This is a genomic window from Atopomonas hussainii, assembly GCF_900109735.1.
In the GTDB taxonomy this organism is placed as follows: domain Bacteria; phylum Pseudomonadota; class Gammaproteobacteria; order Pseudomonadales; family Pseudomonadaceae; genus Atopomonas; species Atopomonas hussainii.
Genome location: NZ_FOAS01000022.1, coordinates 1 through 18524, shown reverse-complemented (window position 1 = coordinate 18524; position 18524 = coordinate 1). Strand labels below are relative to the sequence as shown.

The 18524-nt window shown below is 54.1% G+C and carries 16 protein-coding genes; 11 read left to right on the top strand and 5 right to left on the bottom strand.

The window, feature by feature from the left end; all coding sequences use genetic code 11:
- The first annotated feature begins 182 nt into the window (after positions 1–182).
- The 6 genes from BMX80_RS16880 (at position 183) to BMX80_RS16855 (ending at position 8128) form a co-directional block, all read left to right on the top strand.
- The gene (locus BMX80_RS16880; RefSeq protein WP_083394366.1) at positions 183–2462 is read left to right on the top strand and encodes an autotransporter family protein; all 2280 of its coding nucleotides are present in this window, start codon (positions 183–185) and stop codon (positions 2460–2462) included.
- 210 nt (positions 2463–2672) lie between these two features.
- The gene (locus tag BMX80_RS16875; RefSeq protein ID WP_074870620.1) at positions 2673–3455 is read left to right on the top strand and encodes an alpha/beta hydrolase family protein; all 783 of its coding nucleotides are present in this window, start codon (positions 2673–2675) and stop codon (positions 3453–3455) included.
- A gap of 111 nt (positions 3456–3566) precedes the next feature.
- Positions 3567–3782, top strand: a complete 216-nt coding sequence (locus BMX80_RS16870; RefSeq protein WP_074870618.1) for a hypothetical protein — start codon at positions 3567–3569, stop codon at positions 3780–3782.
- An 8-nt stretch (positions 3783–3790) separates the two neighbouring features.
- Complete coding sequence (gene moaE, locus BMX80_RS16865; RefSeq protein ID WP_074870616.1) at positions 3791–4237, top strand: molybdopterin synthase catalytic subunit MoaE; 447 nt, start codon at positions 3791–3793, stop codon at positions 4235–4237.
- Positions 4238–4409: 172 nt separating this feature from the next.
- Positions 4410–5381: a TAXI family TRAP transporter solute-binding subunit gene (locus BMX80_RS16860; RefSeq protein ID WP_074870615.1), complete on the top strand. Its 972-nt coding sequence runs from the start codon at positions 4410–4412 to the stop codon at positions 5379–5381.
- Between the two features lie 173 nt (positions 5382–5554).
- Positions 5555–8128 (top strand): TRAP transporter permease, encoded by a 2574-nt coding sequence (locus tag BMX80_RS16855; protein WP_074870614.1) that lies wholly within the window; start codon positions 5555–5557, stop codon positions 8126–8128.
- A gap of 1277 nt (positions 8129–9405) precedes the next feature.
- Here BMX80_RS16855 and BMX80_RS16850 read toward each other — a convergent pair.
- The 4 genes from BMX80_RS16850 to hslO form a co-directional block, all read right to left on the bottom strand.
- A complete protein-coding gene (locus BMX80_RS16850; protein ID WP_074870612.1) occupies positions 9406–12558 on the bottom strand; it encodes an HsdM family class I SAM-dependent methyltransferase in 3153 nt (1050 codons plus the stop codon).
- Complete coding sequence (locus BMX80_RS17740) at positions 12548–12802, bottom strand: XRE family transcriptional regulator (RefSeq protein ID WP_139214204.1); 255 nt, start codon at positions 12800–12802, stop codon at positions 12548–12550. Before BMX80_RS17740 ends, BMX80_RS16850 begins: the two co-directional genes overlap by 11 nt.
- Before the next feature lie 687 nt (positions 12803–13489).
- Positions 13490–13951, bottom strand: a complete 462-nt coding sequence (locus tag BMX80_RS16840) for a GNAT family N-acetyltransferase (RefSeq protein ID WP_074870610.1) — start codon at positions 13949–13951, stop codon at positions 13490–13492.
- Positions 13952–13983: 32 nt separating this feature from the next.
- The gene (gene hslO / locus BMX80_RS16835; RefSeq protein ID WP_071871451.1) at positions 13984–14874 is read right to left on the bottom strand and encodes an Hsp33 family molecular chaperone HslO; all 891 of its coding nucleotides are present in this window, start codon (positions 14872–14874) and stop codon (positions 13984–13986) included.
- A 99-nt stretch (positions 14875–14973) separates the two neighbouring features.
- Between hslO and BMX80_RS16830 the strand changes: the two genes are divergently transcribed.
- Positions 14974–15774 (top strand): phosphatase PAP2 family protein, encoded by an 801-nt coding sequence (locus BMX80_RS16830; RefSeq protein ID WP_074870609.1) that lies wholly within the window; start codon positions 14974–14976, stop codon positions 15772–15774.
- On the opposite strand, the gene BMX80_RS16825 is transcribed toward BMX80_RS16830, so the two are convergent.
- Positions 15765–16151: an RNA-binding S4 domain-containing protein gene (locus tag BMX80_RS16825; protein ID WP_235821667.1), complete on the bottom strand. Its 387-nt coding sequence runs from the start codon at positions 16149–16151 to the stop codon at positions 15765–15767. The genes BMX80_RS16830 and BMX80_RS16825 overlap by 10 nt on opposite strands.
- Positions 16152–16268: 117 nt before the next feature.
- Between BMX80_RS16825 and rimB the strand changes: the two genes are divergently transcribed.
- The 4 genes from rimB to BMX80_RS16805 all read left to right on the top strand — a co-directional run.
- The gene (gene rimB / locus BMX80_RS16820; protein WP_071871454.1) at positions 16269–16742 is read left to right on the top strand and encodes a retropepsin-like aspartic endopeptidase RimB; all 474 of its coding nucleotides are present in this window, start codon (positions 16269–16271) and stop codon (positions 16740–16742) included.
- Between the two features lie 72 nt (positions 16743–16814).
- Complete coding sequence (gene rimK / locus BMX80_RS16815; RefSeq protein ID WP_074870606.1) at positions 16815–17720, top strand: 30S ribosomal protein S6--L-glutamate ligase; 906 nt, start codon at positions 16815–16817, stop codon at positions 17718–17720.
- A 61-nt stretch (positions 17721–17781) separates the two neighbouring features.
- A complete protein-coding gene (locus tag BMX80_RS16810; RefSeq protein ID WP_074870604.1) occupies positions 17782–18192 on the top strand; it encodes a hypothetical protein in 411 nt (136 codons plus the stop codon).
- Between the two features lie 64 nt (positions 18193–18256).
- A partial coding sequence (locus tag BMX80_RS16805; protein WP_139214072.1) for a transposase occupies positions 18257–18524 on the top strand: 268 nt, incomplete at its 3' end.

The following is an 18524-nucleotide window of genomic DNA, read 5'->3' as shown; positions in this document are numbered from 1 at the left end:
GATAACGGCTTGGAGCGACGGGGTGTGTCGTGGACAAACGGCAGTTGCTGAAAGCTGGCGCAGTGCTATCATCGCGCGCCGATGCGCCAACGGTTTGGCGCGTTTTATCGAGTGAAAGGAGTCACGCCAACCTCTTGGGGAAGAGGGCACTCCTTCGCGCGCCAGCCACTAAGGAGTTGTCCATGTTTACCCTGCATAAAACCGCACTTGCGATCGCCATTACTGCCGCTAGCAGCCAGGTCTTGGCTGAAACCATTGATGTCAGCAGCAGCGGGCCCTTCTTGCGTGGCGCAACCACGTTAGCGGCCACTGAGCTGGTCGGCACCACCAATCATACCTTTGCTACCGACTCACAAGACTTCGCTGTGTTTGTGCGCACGACCATTAATGGCGAGCTGACCAACAGCGCGGACATCACCGCCCAAGGCAATCATGTTTTTGCCTTATCGCTTGATCAGGTCACCGCGACGACCCTGATTAACAACAATCGTTTAGCCGTGATCGGTGCTAGCGGTAACGCGCTGAATGTTGAGGACGTGCGCTTTAGCGCAGACATGCAGAACAAAGGCCAACTATTGGTAACCGGTGCTGATGCGGTAGGCGTGGACTTTCTCTGGAGTCAGCTGCCGGCGTTTATCAACAGCGGCACCATTAGTGCTGAAGGCAGCCAAGCGATTGGTATCAAGGTTGAAGACTCACTGTTCGCCGATACAACCAATGTGCACGAAACTGGCTTAATCAATACGGGCACCATTCGCGGCACAGATACCGCTATCAGTATTGGCAATCAACCCCGCCAACTTGGCGCGCTGCAAATCAACCAGAAAGCCGGGCTGATCGAAGGCGGTACGACGGCCATCAAGGCACAAAACAATGCCACCTTAAACTGGACGGGTGGCACTATTCGCGGCGACCTCGATGGTTTGTTCAGCATTAACGTGGAAGGCGATGTGCGCTTCGATGGTGCACTGATGCGTACCCACAATGTGGGCTTACTGGACATCTCTAGCGGTACGCTCACCTTGGTGAAACCACACACCCAGCTGGAAAGTGACTTGTACCTGTCTGGCTCCGGCCAAGGCGCGCTGGAGATGCTGCTGGGCAGCAGTACAGTCGCCAGCCAGCCGGTGTTGAATGTCACCGGCAGTGCCGAGTTTGGCAACGGCAGCCAGATCAAACTGACCCCACGCCCCAACGACTTTGCCAGCAGCACTCCGGCGACCAATTACCTGCTGGTGCGTACCGGCGGCAGCATCGATAACCAAGGCCTTAGCGTGCAAAGCACTTCGGCGCTGCTTGAAGTGAAGTCCTTTAACGTCAGCAGCAACACAGTAGAAGCGCTGGTAGCGGCCAAGTCAGATCAGGGTGTTATCGATACGGTGAAAACCGGCGGCGGCAACCAAAGTGCCCAGCGCGCTCAGGTGGCCTTTACCAACAGCGTGCTAAGTAAGCTCGACCCTAACGACCCCGTGTATAAAGCGTTTGCCAATGCCACGAGCAACGAGCAAGTGGCTGTGCTGGCTAAGCAGCTAGCACCGCAAACCAATGGTGGCTCTACACAGGGTGCGCGCTCGGCGTTGGGGGCTACCACGGGAGCTATCGGCGGTCGCAGCAGCGCTGGTCGCGGTGCAGCGGCCGGTGACGTGTTGCAAGAGAAAGGCCTGTGGCTGCAAGCCTTGCACAGCGATGCCGATCAGGACATGCGCGACGGCATTGCCGGCTACGATGCTGACAGCAAAGGTATTGCCATCGGTGCCGACGGCAAGCTCAACGAGCAAACCACCATTGGCTTGGCTTACAGCTATCTAGATACCGATGTGCGCAGCGACGATGGCAATAAAACCCAAGTCGATAGCCATGCACTCACCGCCTACGCCAGCTGGCAAGATGGCCCGTGGTTTGTCGATGGCAGCCTGACGTACGGCGTTAACGACAACGAGTCCAAGCGCTATGTGGCCGGTACTGAAGCCAAGGGTGATTACGACTCTGATCTGTTAGGCGTTAACGCGTTGGCAGGCTATGTGTATCGCCTGAATGACACCCTGTTGCTTGAGCCGCGTGTAGCCGCGCGTTACAGCAACGTAGATATCGACAGCTACCGCGAAAAAGGCTCGGCGGCTGCGTTGGATGTGGGCGCCGCACGCTTTGAAGTGGGTGAGTTGGGCGCCGGTGTGCGCATGGCGGGTGCTTTTGCGCTGGGCCAAGGCACGCTGGAGCCAGAAGCTAAGCTGATGGCTTACCACGATGTGATCGGCGACAAAACCGACAGCACCTCGAGCTTTACCTTAGGCGGCACGCCATTTGTCACCAGCGGTGCCTCGCCGGTGCGCGACAGCTATGAAGCGGGCGTGGGCGTGACCTACAAGCTCGGCGCATTGAGCCTTGGCGCGAGTTACGACTACTTGGGCAAGACGGACTTCAATGCCGATACCTTCAATGCCAAAGTGCGTTATGACTTCTAAGGAGTCCTGATTTAAGGCTGCACAACCCAATCACTGCGTTGTGCGGTGCTCACAACCTCGCCTACCAACAGGGTATGTTTTGGCTGCTGCGCGCCGTACGCCTTGTGCTTGGGTCGTTCGCCGATTAAATCAGCGCCTCCTTACGTCAAGATGGTCTAATCAAAGCCCGATCTGGACAGCTAGATCGGGCTTTTTTCTTGGGGAGTTGGCATGCGATTTATTGGTTTATTGGCAGTATTACTCACTGGCTGCACCTCGCAAGCGGTGAAGCTCGACGCCGTGCCGCCCAGCCACAGTGCGCAGGTGCTTAACAGCGCGCCACACCGTTTGCAGGCTTTAGTGCCGCACGCGCCGGTGGACGAGGTATTGCGCGTGTATCTGGAAGGCGACGGCCATGCGTGGGCCACGGCCAGCAGCCCAAGCTTAGACCCCACCCCGCACAGCCCTTTGGTGGTGCAGTTGGCGTTGCAAGACGCCCAACCTGCGGCTTATGTAGCTCGCCCATGTCAGTTTGTCGATGAGCCGAGTTGCCACCCGCGCTTGTGGACGCGCGAGCGTTTTGCCGAGCCGGCGGTGGCTAGCCTGCTCAGTGCGTTGGAGCAGCTCAAGGCACGTACCGGCGCGCAGCAGTTGGAGCTGATTGGCTACTCCGGCGGCGCGACGATGGCCTTGCTGGCAGCCGCGCAGCGTGACGATGTGCTCGCCGTGCAAACACTGGCTGGCAACCTAGACCCCAATGCGTGGACGACCTTGCTGCGCCTATCGCCGTTAGAAGGTCTCGCGCCGCTGGATTATCGCCAGCGCCTTGCGCAGATCCCGCAGCGGCATTTGATTGGTCGGCAAGATCGCGTGTTGCCGCCGCAGCTGGCGCATGGCTACGCCGCTAAGCTGGCTGGTCGTTGCGTGCAGGTGATTGAGGTGGAGGCGACCCATCATCAAGGCTGGCCGCAAGCGTGGGCGGCGTGGCAATCGCAGCCCGTGCTTTGCCCGTAAGCTGCCAGCGTGGCGAAGGCGGATACGCACGGCGAATAACCCTTGATACAGATCATCACCGCCTCTGATCGGCGCGGCATACTCAACACGGGTCTCACAAGGTGAAACAACATGAGCGTGCATCAACAAGCACAAGAATTGTGTCGCGCGGCCGCGGCGCAAGCGCAGGCCGCCAGCAGTGACGAGCAACTGCTAGCCCGCGCGCTACTAAGCGCCGTGGTGCAGTGGAATAAACAGCTGCGCAGCGCCAGCGATTTGGCTGCCGAGCTGGAGTTTTTGGCCAATAATCTGGACGATGAGCAGGACTACCTGTTTATGCGTCCGTGAGAACCGCCATGATCGTGATTCAAAGCCAACCGCTCGACACCGCCGCCGCACAGGCACGGCTGATGGCCAACCCGCAGGCCGGCGCGGTGGTGAGTTTTCATGGCCTGATGCGCGATCACAACGATGGCCAAGCCGTTTCGCAGCTGACCCTTGAGCACTACCCCGGCATGACCGAGAAGGCGCTGGCCGGCATCATCGAACAAGCCCGTGAGCGTTGGCCGCTGTATGCCGTAGAGGTGCAGCACCGTGTGGGGCCTATGCAGCCGACCGATGTGATTGTGTTTGTCGGGGTCTCTAGTGCGCATCGGCAAGCGGCCTTCGAGGCGTGCCACTTCATCATGGATTACCTAAAAACCCGCGCGCCGTTTTGGAAGAAAGAAGTTAAAGGCGAGGCGGCCACATGGCTGGATGGCCGCGACAGTGACCAAGACGCCGCGCGCCGCTGGCAGGACTAAGCCTGTCGCCCTCGCAACATACCGGTTTTTTTTCGCCTGCTATCCTGATGTGACACGTTGCGCTTGAAAGGCGACATAGGTTTGCGCGCAAGCCGTGTGGCGGCTTGTGCCGCATTGCTCTCCCCATAAGGGTCAGCAATACCCCTAAACAATCAGAAAAAAGGATAGACCCATGAAAGGCAAATCCCTCGCATGGATCCTGTCGGCAGCATTGGCAGGCACCACCTTCACCAGCACTGCACAAGCGCAAGAGCAGTTCGTGACCATCGGTACTGGCGGTCAAACGGGCGTCTACTATGTGGCTGGTCAGTCCATCTGCCGTTTCTTAAATCGCGGTGCCGAACAACACAGCATTAAGTGTAATGCGCCTTCTACTGGCGGCGGCGTGGCGAACGTCAACGGTATCCGCACCGGCGAATACAACTTCGGCATCATGCAGTCCGACCACCAGTTCAAGGCCATGAATGGTCTGGCGCCGTTCCAAGCCGAAGGCAAGATGGATGACATCCGCGCGGTGTTCTCGCTGCAGAGCGAAGTGTTCACCATTCTGGCCCGTGCCGATGCCAAGATCGCCAGCTTTGACGACCTTAAAGGCAAGCGCGTGAACGTCGGTAACCCCGGTTCTGGTCAGCGTGACACGCTGGAAGAAATCATGGCTGCCAAGGGTTGGGACAAGTCAGTGTTCTCGCTGGCTGCTGAGCTGAAGCCGGCTGAACTGGCCTCGGCACTGGGCGACAACAACATCGACGCCATGACCTACTTCGTGGGCCATCCCAACGGCGCGATTCAAGAAGCCACCACCACCGTAGACGCCGTTCTGGTGCCGGTTGCTGGCGCTGAAATCGACAAGCTGCTGGCTGAGAAAACCTATTACACCAAGGCAGAAATCCCTGGTGGCATGTACAAGGGCAACGACAAGCCGACCATGTCCATCGGTGGCAAGGCTGTGCTGTCGACTTCGGCCAAGACTGACCCAGAAGTGGTTTACCAGCTGGTTAAGTCGGTGTTCGACAACCTCGAGCGCTTCAAGCGTCTGCACCCTGCGTTCAACTACCTGAACGAACAGGAAATGATCAAAGCCGGCCTGACCGCTCCGCTGCATGAAGGCGCAGTGCGTTACTACAAAGAAAAAGGCTGGATGTAAGCCGTCAGCTGGGGAGCCTCTGCTTAGTCGCGCGCCGATTAACTCAGTAGCTCCCATGTCCACACTGCCACACGCAGTGTGGGGCGAGTGTTACTCGCTGGTGTTGTAGAAAGTTCCGGGTTTGCATGGGCAGCCCGGAACTTACCGTTTCTACTGCCGTACAGGTCTGACGTATGCAAAACGATAAGAACCTCTCCGCCGAAGAGCTCATCGCACAGGATGTGGGAGCTCGCCTACCTATAGGGGTGATGGCCACCATCATTGCCGGTCTCGCTGGCTTGTGGTCACTGTTTCAACTCTGGATTGCTTCGCCGCTGCCGTTTATGGTCGGTTTCGGCGTGTTCAACAATACCGAGGCGCGCGCCATTCACTTGGCCTTCGCGATTGGCCTGACCTTCCTCGTCTTCCCCGCTTTCAAGCGCTCACCGCGCGATTACGTGCCGGTGGCCGACCTGATTTTGGCCTTAGTGGCAGCGGCCTCATCGCTGTACATCTATGTGTTCTATGAAGCACTGGCCACCCGCCCCGGCAACCTGACCACTGAAGACATGGTGGTGGCGCTGATCGGTATTCCACTGCTGCTGGAAGCCACCCGCCGCTGCTTAGGCCCCGCCTTGGCCATCATTGCGCTGGTGTTCTTGGTCTACAGCCTCGCCGGCCCGTGGATGCCCAGTCTGCTGGCGCACCGCGGCGTTAGCTGGCATGCGTTGGCGAACCATCAGTGGATCACCACTGAGGGGGTGTTCGGCATCGCGCTGGGCGTGTCCACTGGCTTCGTGTTCCTCTTCGTGCTGTTTGGCGCCTTGCTGGAGCGCGCGGGTGCTGGGCATTACTTCATTCAGCTGGCGTTCTCGATGCTCGGCCACATGCGTGGCGGCCCGGCCAAAGCGGCGGTGGTGTCGTCAGGCTTAACCGGCCTGATCTCCGGTTCGTCGATTGCCAACGTGGTGACCACCGGTACCTTCACCATTCCAATGATGCGCCGCGTGGGCTTCTCGGCAGAGAAAGCCGGTGCGGTAGAGGTCGGCTCATCGGTGAACGGGCAGATCATGCCGCCGGTGATGGGCGCCGCAGCGTTCTTGATGGTCGAGTACGTGGGTATTCCGTATATCGAAGTGATCAAGCACGCCTTCCTGCCAGCGATGATTTCCTATATCGCGTTGCTCTACATCGTGCACTTAGAGTCGCTTAAGCTGGGCCTTAAAGGCCTGCCGCGCCGTGACACACGGCCTTGGCTGCAGCGTTTGCTGGGCTTTGCCTTCGGTTGTGCGTTTATCAGCGGCCTGTCGTTGGCGGTGTATTACGGCTTGGGCTGGATGAAGCCAGCACTGGGCGATGCGGCTACTTGGGTGATCGCCGGCCTGTTGGCGGTGGTGTATGTCGGCCTGTTGAAAATTGCCGCTAGCCAACCGCCGCTGGAAGAAGAAGACCCCAACAAGCCGCTGGAAGAGCTGCCCGACACCCGCACTGTGCTGCTCTCGGGCCTGCACTTTATTCTGCCGGTGGTGGTGCTGGTCTGGTGCTTGATGGTTGAGCGTCTGTCGCCGGGCCTGTCGGCCTTCTGGGGCACGGTAATGCTGATGGTGATTTTGCTCACCCAGCGTCCGCTGCTGAACTGGTTGCGCCATGACGGCAGTCATCACCACGGCAGCGCGATGGATGGCTTTATTGATCTGCGCGAAGGCCTCGTGGCCGGTGCGCGCAACATGATCGGCATCGGTATTGCCACCGCTACTGCGGGCATTATCGTCGGCGCCGTGTCGCAAACCGGCGTTGGCTTGGTGCTGGCGGATGTGGTGGAAGTGCTGTCGATGGGCAACTTGATGCTCATGCTGCTGCTCACTGCTGTGCTCAGCCTGATCTTGGGTATGGGCCTGCCGACTACGGCCAACTACATCGTGGTGTCCAGCCTGCTGGCGCCAGTGGTGGTGGCTTTGGGCGAGCAAAACGGCTTGCTGGTGCCGCTGATTGCTGTGCACTTGTTCGTGTTCTACTTCGGCATTATGGCCGACGTCACCCCGCCGGTGGGCTTGGCCTCGTTCGCGGCCGCGGCGGTGTCTAAGGGTGACCCGATCAAGACCGGTATCACGGCCTTCTACTACAGCCTGCGCACAGCAGCGTTGCCATTCCTGTTCATCTTCAACACCGACCTGTTGCTGATCGACGTGGACTTGGCTCACGGCCTGCTGATCTTCGTGATTGCCACGGTGGCCATGCTGATCTTCGCGGCGGCCACACAAGGCTGGTTTATCGTCAAGAGCCGTTGGTACGAAACGGTACTGTTGCTACTGGTGGCCTTCTCGCTGTTCCGCCCGGGCTTCTGGATGGACACCATCCACCCACCGTTTGAAGAGCGCCCCGCCAACGAGCTGGTGCAAGTGCTCGACGAGCTAGAGCCCAAGGACGTGCTGCGCCTGCGTATTCGCGGTGAAGACGCGGTAGGCGACAAGCGTGACTTCAGCGTGTTGCTGCCCGTGCCGCAAGGCGAAACGGGTGAGGAGCGGATGGCTAACCTGGGCATCACCCTCTACGAGCAAAACGGCAAGCACCTAATCGATTCAGTAGGCTTCGACAGCCCGGCACAAAAAGCCGGCTTGGACTTTGACCAAGAGATTTTGCAGGTCAAATCACCGAGCAACCGTTGGGCCAAAGAGTGGATCTGGATCCCCAGCTTAGCTCTGCTCGCGCTGATCATCGGTTTGCAATGGCGCCGCCGTGAGCCAGAGACGAGGCCCGCACAGGCTTAAATCGCTGCGATAAAAAAGCCCGGTCTCGTAAGAGCCGGGCTTTTTTAGATTCATTTCATCCTGGTTGCAGAGTTACTACTCATCAAGGCATCTTGAACTCTATTCAGGGCACAGTGATGACGGTGCATGAAATGGAGGAGGTACCCACAGATGCTGCCAAGCCTCAAATAGCCTGTCAGAAGTTGCTGGCAAGTTAATTATCTAACGGCGACATGAGCAATAAGTTTGAATTCAAGGTAATTAATTTGCTCGAGGTGGTTAAAACCAAGTGCGGGATCAGAATGAATGCCAGAGCTTAACAGGTGATATCGCAACCAATTTGTGCAAGTTTTTGTTATGAGAAATGTTAGTGCTTAATTTCTTTTGCCTGCACCGGGGTACCATTCGCGACATACCGGAGCCCGCAATAAAAAACCAGACGCACCTATAAGTTCGAACGATACACTGCATGCGTACGCTCACCAAGCTTGACCAACAAGGTAAACTAATCTGAGGGTGGCAAGATAGTAAAGATGAGGACAGTAGTCGTAATATAAGTAGGCGATTTCACAAGTGCAGCCAAATGTGCCTTACCTCAATATCCCCAGGATGAGCGCCATTAATAAGCTTGAAATTTCTTGTGTGCTTTGTTATTAGAACATCGGTGTATTTGCTAGATGGGCATGTATTTGGTTCTGAAAGCAACCCTAGGCTCTGGCCTACAGTAGTAGCTCTAGAGGCTCTAAACAGATAGTCTTTTAGATTGGTAGACGGTGTATAGCTTGTGCTAGAAGCACCTCGAACATATCCAATCATTTGACCGTGAGGCATGCTCCAAGCATAGTCACCACTGACGAACTGATTAAGACCTCTTGTAGAGGTGTAGCTTCTGAGTGAGTGCGTACTGTCAAGAATCTTACATTCGCAGAACCACCCATAGTTTTTCTTGTCATCAACTCTGAGTTCATTTTGAGTCCGGTAAAAAACTATATCTGGTCTAAGGCGACCCATTGGGTTAATTACATGTCTTGCGGGAGAGTCTAGGTGGGGAAGTGTAAAACTGTCGCAGTTGTAACCTGGCACAACTTCATCGTCATGAAGTTCGCATAAAATGTCATCTAGCCATTGGGTTATTTGATTTTCTACAGCGCTGCTAAGGGCCGAGCCATGCCGCTTAATGAGTTCTTTTTCTGCTGCTAGAAGCGCTTCTTCAATCGTTTGAATAAATGCCAATGGCCAGCCTGGATAAGGTGCTGCGACTCGTGGCGGGAGGCCTAAGCTAGTAAATGTGCTGTTTATCACTGCATAGCTCCATGCTGATTTTTTTCACTACCATGTTTTATGAAATCATTATTGAGAAGATCAAGTGCTAGTAACCGTGCGCGGGTTTTTGTCCAATAGCGATTCTGCGCGATCTGTCCGATGATTACTTTTCCAGCTGTGGCATGGAATCGTATTTGAGATGCCCAGAAATGATTGGCAATATCAGTTGCCAGCGTTGCATATATGTCTGGCGGCGTGGGCGAGTTCTGAGCTAGGAGATCGACACAAATAAACTGCCAAGCCTGCATGTCGTGATCTATAATTTTTACCTCTAGTCTTTGTCCGGCGCGATCAGCAAAAGGAGCTAAAACTCGAGTGCATTCTGTTACAAAGTCTGTTAGTTCTTCTTCGGGTCGTGCTTCGGCATAATCTTTATTCTGTGAATAGGGTAGATTAATCATTAGGGTATCTTTTATTACGCTTTGATCTGCTCTATTTAGTCCGTATAGCTTCCCCACAAATCTGTCTAAATCTGACCAATTCATATTTCCGCTGTAGAGCTCTTCGCTCATGCGTAAAATCTCTTCGACTTGCGTGTTTGAAAGTCTTTCAAGAGGCACAATCGGAAAAGCATCTACATCCTCTTTGAGAATTGCATCCCTTTCAATTCCGTACTTGCTGCTAGTCATAAGCACCCAGTAAGTGAAAACCTCACTTAGGGATATTAATTGTAAATACTTAGCGAGTAATTCAGGGTGCGCGTGCCCTGCGCAGGAGTACCCGAAAAATGTTTCTCTATATACCAGGTCGTCGTATGAAACAATTGCCCCTCTTTGATCTCTATTCTTCTTTGGAGACTCTCTAAATAGCAGAAGTGGCGCAGAAAATACTTCACGCTCATAGTTGCTATATAGCTTCGGAAGCTCAAATTTTGGGAGCCGCTGAGTATTTATAGCATGCTCATGAGTGGTGTGCCTGGCAAGGTATGGAAGACCATGAAGGTGAATTGCATTCTTAAATGTTTTCGCTGAAGGATTTTGGACTCCATCGCGGTTTTTAAGATTATACCTTTCCCAATAACTAGAGATCTCTTCTCTGTTTCTGCGCGTGTCGTTATTTTCAACCCCATAGACAGCTCTAGTATCGCCGCATATCTGGAGCTCTTCTAATGCAATGCCGGCTATTTTGGCTGTGACCTCTAGATCTAAACTAGATCCGCGCGCAAGAGCTTTAAAAACCCAAGGCAAATACGCTGCATATATGTGCGAAATTGAGGTCGCCGCTTGAGGGTCTACTCTAAATAAGGCCTGATCATTTAGGTGCTTTTCCCGCGCAGGACTTAAATAATAAAAATAATTATCAATTGTTGGCCTTTCATTTCGCGCAACAAGAAAACAGAAAGGGGCTGTTATATTTGGCCAAATTTGTTTTTCATTGCGCAACGCGCTAGCATTTAATATGCCTGTTATTTGCAAGCATTGGAAAAGCGCTTTGCGCATGATTGCGCCATTCCCTTGGCGGAAAAGTAAATGTTGTGCATGAAGGGCATACGCAATCATCCCGCCAGGCTTTGCCCACTCTAGGGCGCGCCATATAAATGGGATGTCGGGCACGCCATTGTCTACTTTCAATTGCGCAACAAGAGAGTTGTCAATTTTGTGGCTATTGGCTATGCGCCGAATTTGCTGGTCGAGTTTGGGCTTGTACGTGCTTCCAAGCTCCGTCCAGGGCGGATTTCCGATAACTAGATCCACGCCTCTGCTGAGCTCTTCTGGTAAAACGAAGTGCTCAGATAAACTGCCTAGCTTTCTATCTAAAATACAGGAGGAAGACTTAAGTATCTCTGAGTCTTCACCCACATATATCAATGTTTTTTCCGAAAGACGAGCAAAACGCAAGTCTTCCAGCGGTGTAGGCTCAGGGTCTAGCTCTAACGCAGTAAGGTAAAGGCTTAACGCTGCGAACTTCAGAGACTCATGGTTTATATCAAGTCCGTAGACCTGATTGTTTAAGATGTTTCGGATAGTGTGGCGGCTTGGTCTTATGCCTGTTCTCTTCCAGTTTTCCTGAACTAGTCGCTTTAGTGCAAGGACTAAAAAGACGCCTGCACCAGAAGCAGGATCCAGAACCTTGGCTTGATCTTTGTCGGATCTTTTTATTCCGGCGAATGCGGCATCGACAAGCTGCTGGGCAATATGTCTAGGAGTGTAATGTATGCTGGTAGATTTTGCGTGGTCGCTTTGGTGCGCGTGAGCAAAGTGCTCGTAAACTTGGCTAAGCATATCTGCTGGGACGTGTTGGAAAAGTATGCCGTCCCAGAATAGTTGAAGCTGTCCCGCAGGCGCCCTGCGCATAATATTGTTGAGGATATTACAGGCAATATTAGCTTCCGCCCCTAACGACTTAAAAAAAGCCGTATAATTTGTTTCTTGATTAACTTGAGCGGCGCTAAGTGGCAGTATATTCCCATTAAATGTCTGATCTAGCCATTTAAATGTACACGAGACGGACTCAGGGCTGGATAATAGCTCATCAAGCGAGCCGGCTGATGGCGAGATAATTTTTGCAACTTTATCAGAAATTATTTTCCTATCTGCAATGAAGCGAACAAAGAGGCATCGCCCAATTAGTGAAAGTATTTCGCTGTCAGATAAGCCTGAGCATGAATATCTAAGTTGCTCAGCGGTATTTGCTAAAAGATTAAACAGAAAGGCATCAAGCCAGCTGCTATCTGCGTTTTTTATATCAGGCGATACCTGAGTCTTTTGTTTATTTTGCCCTGAAAGCAAATCATGCAGAGCAGTGTTTCCTGAATGCAAAGAAATTTCGTCTAATCGAGATGGTGCTTGGCTCGATATTCCTATGGGATATATGGCCAGACACCCAGGATTCAGCACTCCAAGATACCTTGCATCTCCTCGACAAGCTAAGACTCGTACCAAGCTAGACAGGCGAGCCGAATCGACATTGTCTCCACCTAAGACTTGGGGCTTTACAAGATACATAACAGCCCGGCCATCAATTTGAATGACAGCATCGGGCATTTCTATCTCAGAACTTTCAATTAGATCCAGGTACGGAAGTAAATCAGGGGAAAGTGTGTTTTTTTCCCTGGCGCGGTCAAGGCGAACCAGCATGCCATCTGAAATCCCCATCTTTTGAGGGGAGTCAAAAAAATCAATTACCATGGCTCGCCTTCGCTGTACCCTGGCAAATATCGGAATTTAATAAATATAAAGACTTCTTTTTATTTGCACCAAGACCGCCTCTTTTCGTATCCCTAGGCTTCTTAGGCTCGATTTCAATAGAACTTAACAGCTTTGTATAATCAGCCCCGTACTCGGCGAAGGCGAAAATTTGAAGTAAAAGCACCGCCAGGCGAGATGGTGCTTCACCAGTCCATACATAATTAGCAAGAGAGTTTTGGTTCATTTTATAAACTCATCAAACTTCCGCTCACTCGATCCAGTCTTGTCTATTTTTCGCTGAAGCCCTTCATGGACCACTGAAGAATGACCATGCGAAGCATCGGCACCAGTTTAGCACACGCACCTATTTGCATGATACATAAACAGATGTGTATTTATCGACTAAGCATAGATTCTGATGCGTAGCTCGTATCAATAACTGGGGAGCAGAGGATTGCTAGGGAGCCGGGCAAGTATCAGCCGCATTATTCTCCAGTTTTCCGCATCTATTTCGAAAAATCACACCAGAAGCTTGTCGCCATCTAATCGCCACTACTTAATTTTGATATGATTATCTACCACTAAAAAATGCACTAGTCGTGCTATACAGTAGCCATAACTTGCTTAGTGTGGGCTTCGATTAGCTCAATTAGGTCAACGTGCTTAGGCAACTCTCGCTTGAGCCATTCACTGTACACAAAATGGTACCGCAGTGGCCTGCCCGCCATCAATTGTACAGAAAATGACGGACATTTCTGTATCGCCGTCAATCATTGCTGCTGGCACGAATACAAGCCCTTCAGCATTAACGTAACATGATCGTCCCCATTCGAGAAAACGCTTGTGCTCAGGGTTGCGCAAGGAAAGCCAATGAATTGCCTATTGAGTCAAAAACATTTCAGCTTCTGATACAGAGTAGTGGTTGCCCAAGTCATTGAGCAACATGCAACTGCATAAACATGCTATTCGGATCTGGTTTGTAGCCGGCAAAGGCATCGCAGTAGCTAAAGCCGTGCTTTAAATACAGCTGCCGAGCGGGCTCGAAGAAGTCCATTGAGCCTGTTTCTAGTTTTAGCTGCCGATAGCCACGCGCTTGTGCGGTGGCGATCACGTGCTCCAATAGCAGGGATCCAAACCCTAAGCCGCGCGCTGTGCTCGCCACACGCATGGACTTAATCTCGCCACAGGCTGAGTCGAGCTGCTTTAACGCAGCGCAACCGACCAGCTGCCCAAGATGGTAAGCCGACCAGAACGTCACCTCGGGCGCTCGTATCCCAGCAAGGTCTAGGGCGTGTTTGCTTTCTGGGGGTGAGACGGACTTCATGTCCTGTAGGTGCTCCTCCAGAAAGCGCTGGATTTCAACGCTCTGTAACGCATCAACCTTGATTTCCATATCGTTCACCGGTTGGTTGTTTGCGAGTGTGCTCAGTGCTGCGTCGGCTGTGGCTCTTCAGTGCCGCCGCCATTAAACAACTGACGGATATCGGCAGGGTCGAAGCTGTAGCGTTGGTTGCAGAACTGGCAGTCGATATCGATCTGCCCGCCATGCTCGGCCGCCAGTTGCAGGGCGTCGGCTTCGCCTAGGTTGATCAGTGCGTTTGCCGAGCGCTCGCGCGAGCAGCTGCATTGGAATTGCACCGGCTGTACATCGAACAGGCGCACTTCTTCTTGGTGATAGAGGCGATGCAGCAAGGTGCTGTTGTCGAGGCTCAGCAGCTCTTCGGCTTTCAGCGTGTCGGCCAAGGTGGTCAGGTGTTCCCAGGTGTTGGCGCGCTCTTGATCGTCGCGTTGCTTGTCTTTGGGTAGCGCTTGCAGCAGCAGGCCACGGGCGCGACGGCCATCGGCGTGCAGCCAGAACTGCGTGGGCAGCTGTTCGGAGCTGGCAAAGTAGCTGCTTAAGCTGGCCGCCAAGCTGGCGTTATCCAGCGGCACCATGCCTTGGTAACGCTTGCCCTTGAGCGGATCGATGGTGATGGCCATCACACCTTGCGGCATCAGCTCGCGCAGGTCGGCGCTGTCGGCAATGCCGTCTTCAAAGCGGGCAATGCCGCGCACCTGTTGCTGATCGGTGCATTCGACCATCAGCAGCTTGAGGGGGCCTTCGGAGCGCGCTTGCAGCACCAGCAGGCCTTCGAATTTCAGCGTAGTCGACAGCAGCGCAGCGGCGGCGAGCATCTCGCCCAGCAGCTGTTGCACGGGCAGCGGGTAGTTGGCGCGTGCCAGCACTTCGGCGTAGCTGCTTTCAAGGGCTGCCATTTCGCCGCGCACGTCGGTGTTGTCGAACATAAAGCGCTGGGTGTGATCGGTGTCAAACATTGGGTTACATACCGTGAGTCAGGCGAGGGGTGACAATACAATGGCGCATCGGTATAACGCCGCCCTTGAGTTTAGCCCCGAAGAAAAGGACGTCATTTTATGAGTATTGTCGCCCCCCTCCAACCTCGCTGGTCGCCTGCCGCACTGATTACCTGCTGCGTGCTGGCAATACTGCTGCTGGGCAGTTGGCTGTTTGCCCCCAGTCGTGAGCTGTGGACGCTGGCCGATGAGCAAGCCTTTTACCTGCTCAATGCACCGCTCGCGCATTCGCCCGCCTGGGCTTGGGTATGGGCAATTGGCAGTGTGCGGATCACCGATTTGGCCGTGGCGGTGCTGATGTTGGCGCTGATTATTCGCGGCGATTTATTTTTCTCCGCCAGCCAAGTGCGTTTAGCGTTTTTGATGTTGCTGGTCAGCTTGGTGGGTTTATTGCTGCTGCGTACCGGCTTTAACCAAGTGGTGAAGGCATTGGACTGGCAGCACGCCGGCCCTTCGCTGGTGCTGAGTGAGGTGGTGCGCATGTCCGAGCTGTTCCCCGGTTGGGACGAGTACGGCCTGAAGGACGCCTCTAAGCGCAGCTTTCCCGGTGATCATGCCTCGGTGCTGATGCTCTGGGGCTTGTTCTTAGCCAGCGTCGCGCGCTGGCCGGGCCGCTTGGCCATTTTGGCTTTGGTGGTGGTGTTTATGCTGCCGCGCTTGGTGGCCGGTGCGCACTGGCTGAGCGACAACATGGTCGGCGGTTTGTTTATCGCCCTGCTCAGCTACGCTCTGTGCCTAGCCACACCGCTGGCCTTTAATGCCGCGAGTTGGTTGGATGCCAAGTTGCAGCCGCTGGTGAGCTTCTTTAGCCGCTGGCCAGTTATTGGCTCGTGGGCAGTATTAAAGCCGGCTCAGTCGTAATCCGGCCCGCTATGCAGCTGGCTTAACTGGCGACGTTGTTTCTTATTCGGGCGCCCTTCGGTGATCATCCCTAGGGCGCCGGCTTTGCGCAGTGCGGCGGTTTCTTCACGCGCGGCGACGCTGGCGCTGCTTTCTGCATACAAGGTCTGTGCTTCTGGCGCGCCACGGCGCTGATCGGAGAGCTTTAAGACGCTCACCGTGCGCGTATCAAAGCCAGTGCGCAGGGTCAGTTCATCACCAAGACGAATCTCTTTGCTGGGCTTGCATCGCTCGCCGCCGCAGTGCACTTTGCCGCCCTCGATGGCGGCCTTGGCTAAGGCGCGGGTTTTATAAAAGCGCGCGGCCCATAACCACTTGTCTAAACGTAACTTTTCCATGCTGTTGTGCATCTTATGCGCCTGCTGAGCGCATCAGTGTAACCCGTGGCTGCATTCAAGTTGGCGTCACAGACGGCCTGCTACACTTCTGTGGGTGAAACCAACAAGGGCGCAGGAATGACCGAGATAGAGCACCATTTGCCCATGGTGATTGGCCTGCGCGAGTGGGTGGCGTTGCCTGAGCTGGGTATCGATGCCCTGCGCATGAAGGTCGACACCGGCGCTACCACCTCGGCGTTGCATGCCACGGATATCGAGCTGTTCGAACGCGATAACCAGCAATGGGTGCGCTTTACCGCGCACATTGGCATTAAGGAGCACATTCCGGTGCCAGATTGCCAAGCCTTGCTGGTGCAGGACAAACGTATTCGCAGCTCCAACGGGCAGGTACAACACCGCTACATGGTGCGCAGCCTGATGCAGCTGGGCGATCGCCTGTGGCCGGTGGATCTCACCCTAACGTGCCGTAAAGCCATGCGTTTTCGTGGGCTATTGGGTGCAAAAGCCATGGTTGGCGGAAACTTGCTGGTCAATCCAGCGCTGAATTATGTGCAAGGCAAGCCCAAGATTCGCTTGAGCGATGCCTTGTAACCCAGACTACCTGCCCCGCTGCATGCGCTTCGGGGCCATGGAAGCCAAGAACATCAATATTGAGGTAGCTCGATGAAAATTGCCGTGCTTTCCCGTAATGCCAAGCTGTATTCCACCCGCCGCCTGATTGAAGCCGGCGAAGCGCGGGGGCATGAAATGGTGGTGGTGGATACCTTGCGCTGTTACATGAACATCGCCAGCCACAAGCCGCAAATTCACTACAACAGCGCCCCGTTGGAAGACTTCGATGCAGTGATTCCGCGCATTGGCGCCTCGGTGACTTTTTACGGCTGCGCGGTGCTGCGTCAGTTCGAGATGATGGGCGTGGCGCCGCTGAATGAGTCCGTGGCTATCACCCGTTCGCGCGACAAATTGCGTTCGTTGCAGTTGTTGTCCCGCAAAGGTATCGGCCTGCCGATCACCGGCTTTGCCCACAGCCCCGATGACATCCCCGACCTGATCGACATGGTCGGCGGCGCGCCCTTGGTGATTAAGCTGCTGGAAGGCACCCAAGGCATTGGCGTGGTACTGGCAGAAACGCAGAAAGCCGCTGAGTCGGTGATCGAAGCCTTTATGGGCCTAAAAGCCAACATCATGGTGCAGGAATACATCAAAGAAGCCGGCGGTGCGGATATCCGCTGCTTTGTGGTGGGCGACAAGGTGATTGCCGCGATGAAGCGTCAGGCCAAGGCCGGCGAGTTCCGCTCTAACCTGCACCGCGGCGGCTCATCGAGCCTGATCAAGATCACCCCGGAAGAACGCATGACGGCCATTCGCGCCGCCAAAGTGATGGGCCTTAATGTGGCGGGCGTGGATATCTTGCGCTCTAACCACGGCCCTGTGGTGATGGAGGTGAACTCCTCGCCGGGTCTGGAAGGCATTGAGCAAACCACCGAGAAAGACGTGGCCGGGATCATCATCGAGTACCTCGAGAAGAACCATAAGCCGAGTCAGACGCGTACTCGCGGTAAGGGTTAACGTTTTAGTGGCTGCACGACGCAATCATTGTGTTAACACTCCTTAAGTAGAAGGAAGTAATGTGGAAGATTTTTTGGTAGCTATTGTCAGCATACTGATAGGTGTTGGGGCCACGTTTTATGCCTCCCGCCATTACTATCGCCGCTCAGTTGATAAAGAACTGACACCATTTATTCAGCTTCAATCGAATGTTTTATCTCATATAGACGAAGAGGTTAAGGCTGACCTTCATGTGGAATACAAAGGCGTTAAAGTAGAAAAGCTCCAACAAGTTCAGTTCCTTATAGCAAACACAGGGGAGCGTGCTGTAAGAGATATAATAAAACCACTTCGCCTAGAGCTGCCTGATGACTCAGAGATAATGAACGCAAGCCTTCTTTACGTTTTTCCAGAAGGCCGCGAAGTAAAAATCAACCCCAAAACATCAGGGAGCATTTTAGAGTTCGATTTCCCACTCCTAAGGAAACGCTGATTTATTCCTCAGCAGCTCTCTTGGCTGGCACAATCGCGGGAAGCCCATCGCCTGAGTCAGCCGCATGCAAAAAACCTTTTCCGAAGCCGAATATGCCGGCAAGAAAAAGCTGACACGCCGCGATCGATTTCTCAGCGATCTTGAGCAGCTCACGCCTTGGACCTTGCTTGAAGCTCAGATTGCCCCCTTCTATGCAGACAACACGGGCAAGCGTGGGCGTCCCAGCATTGGTTTGCCACGCATGCTTCGCTTGTACGTTGTGCAGCAGTGCTTTGGTCTTTCGGACGAAGGCACAGAAGATGCGGTTTACGACAGTCAGGCTATTCGCGGCT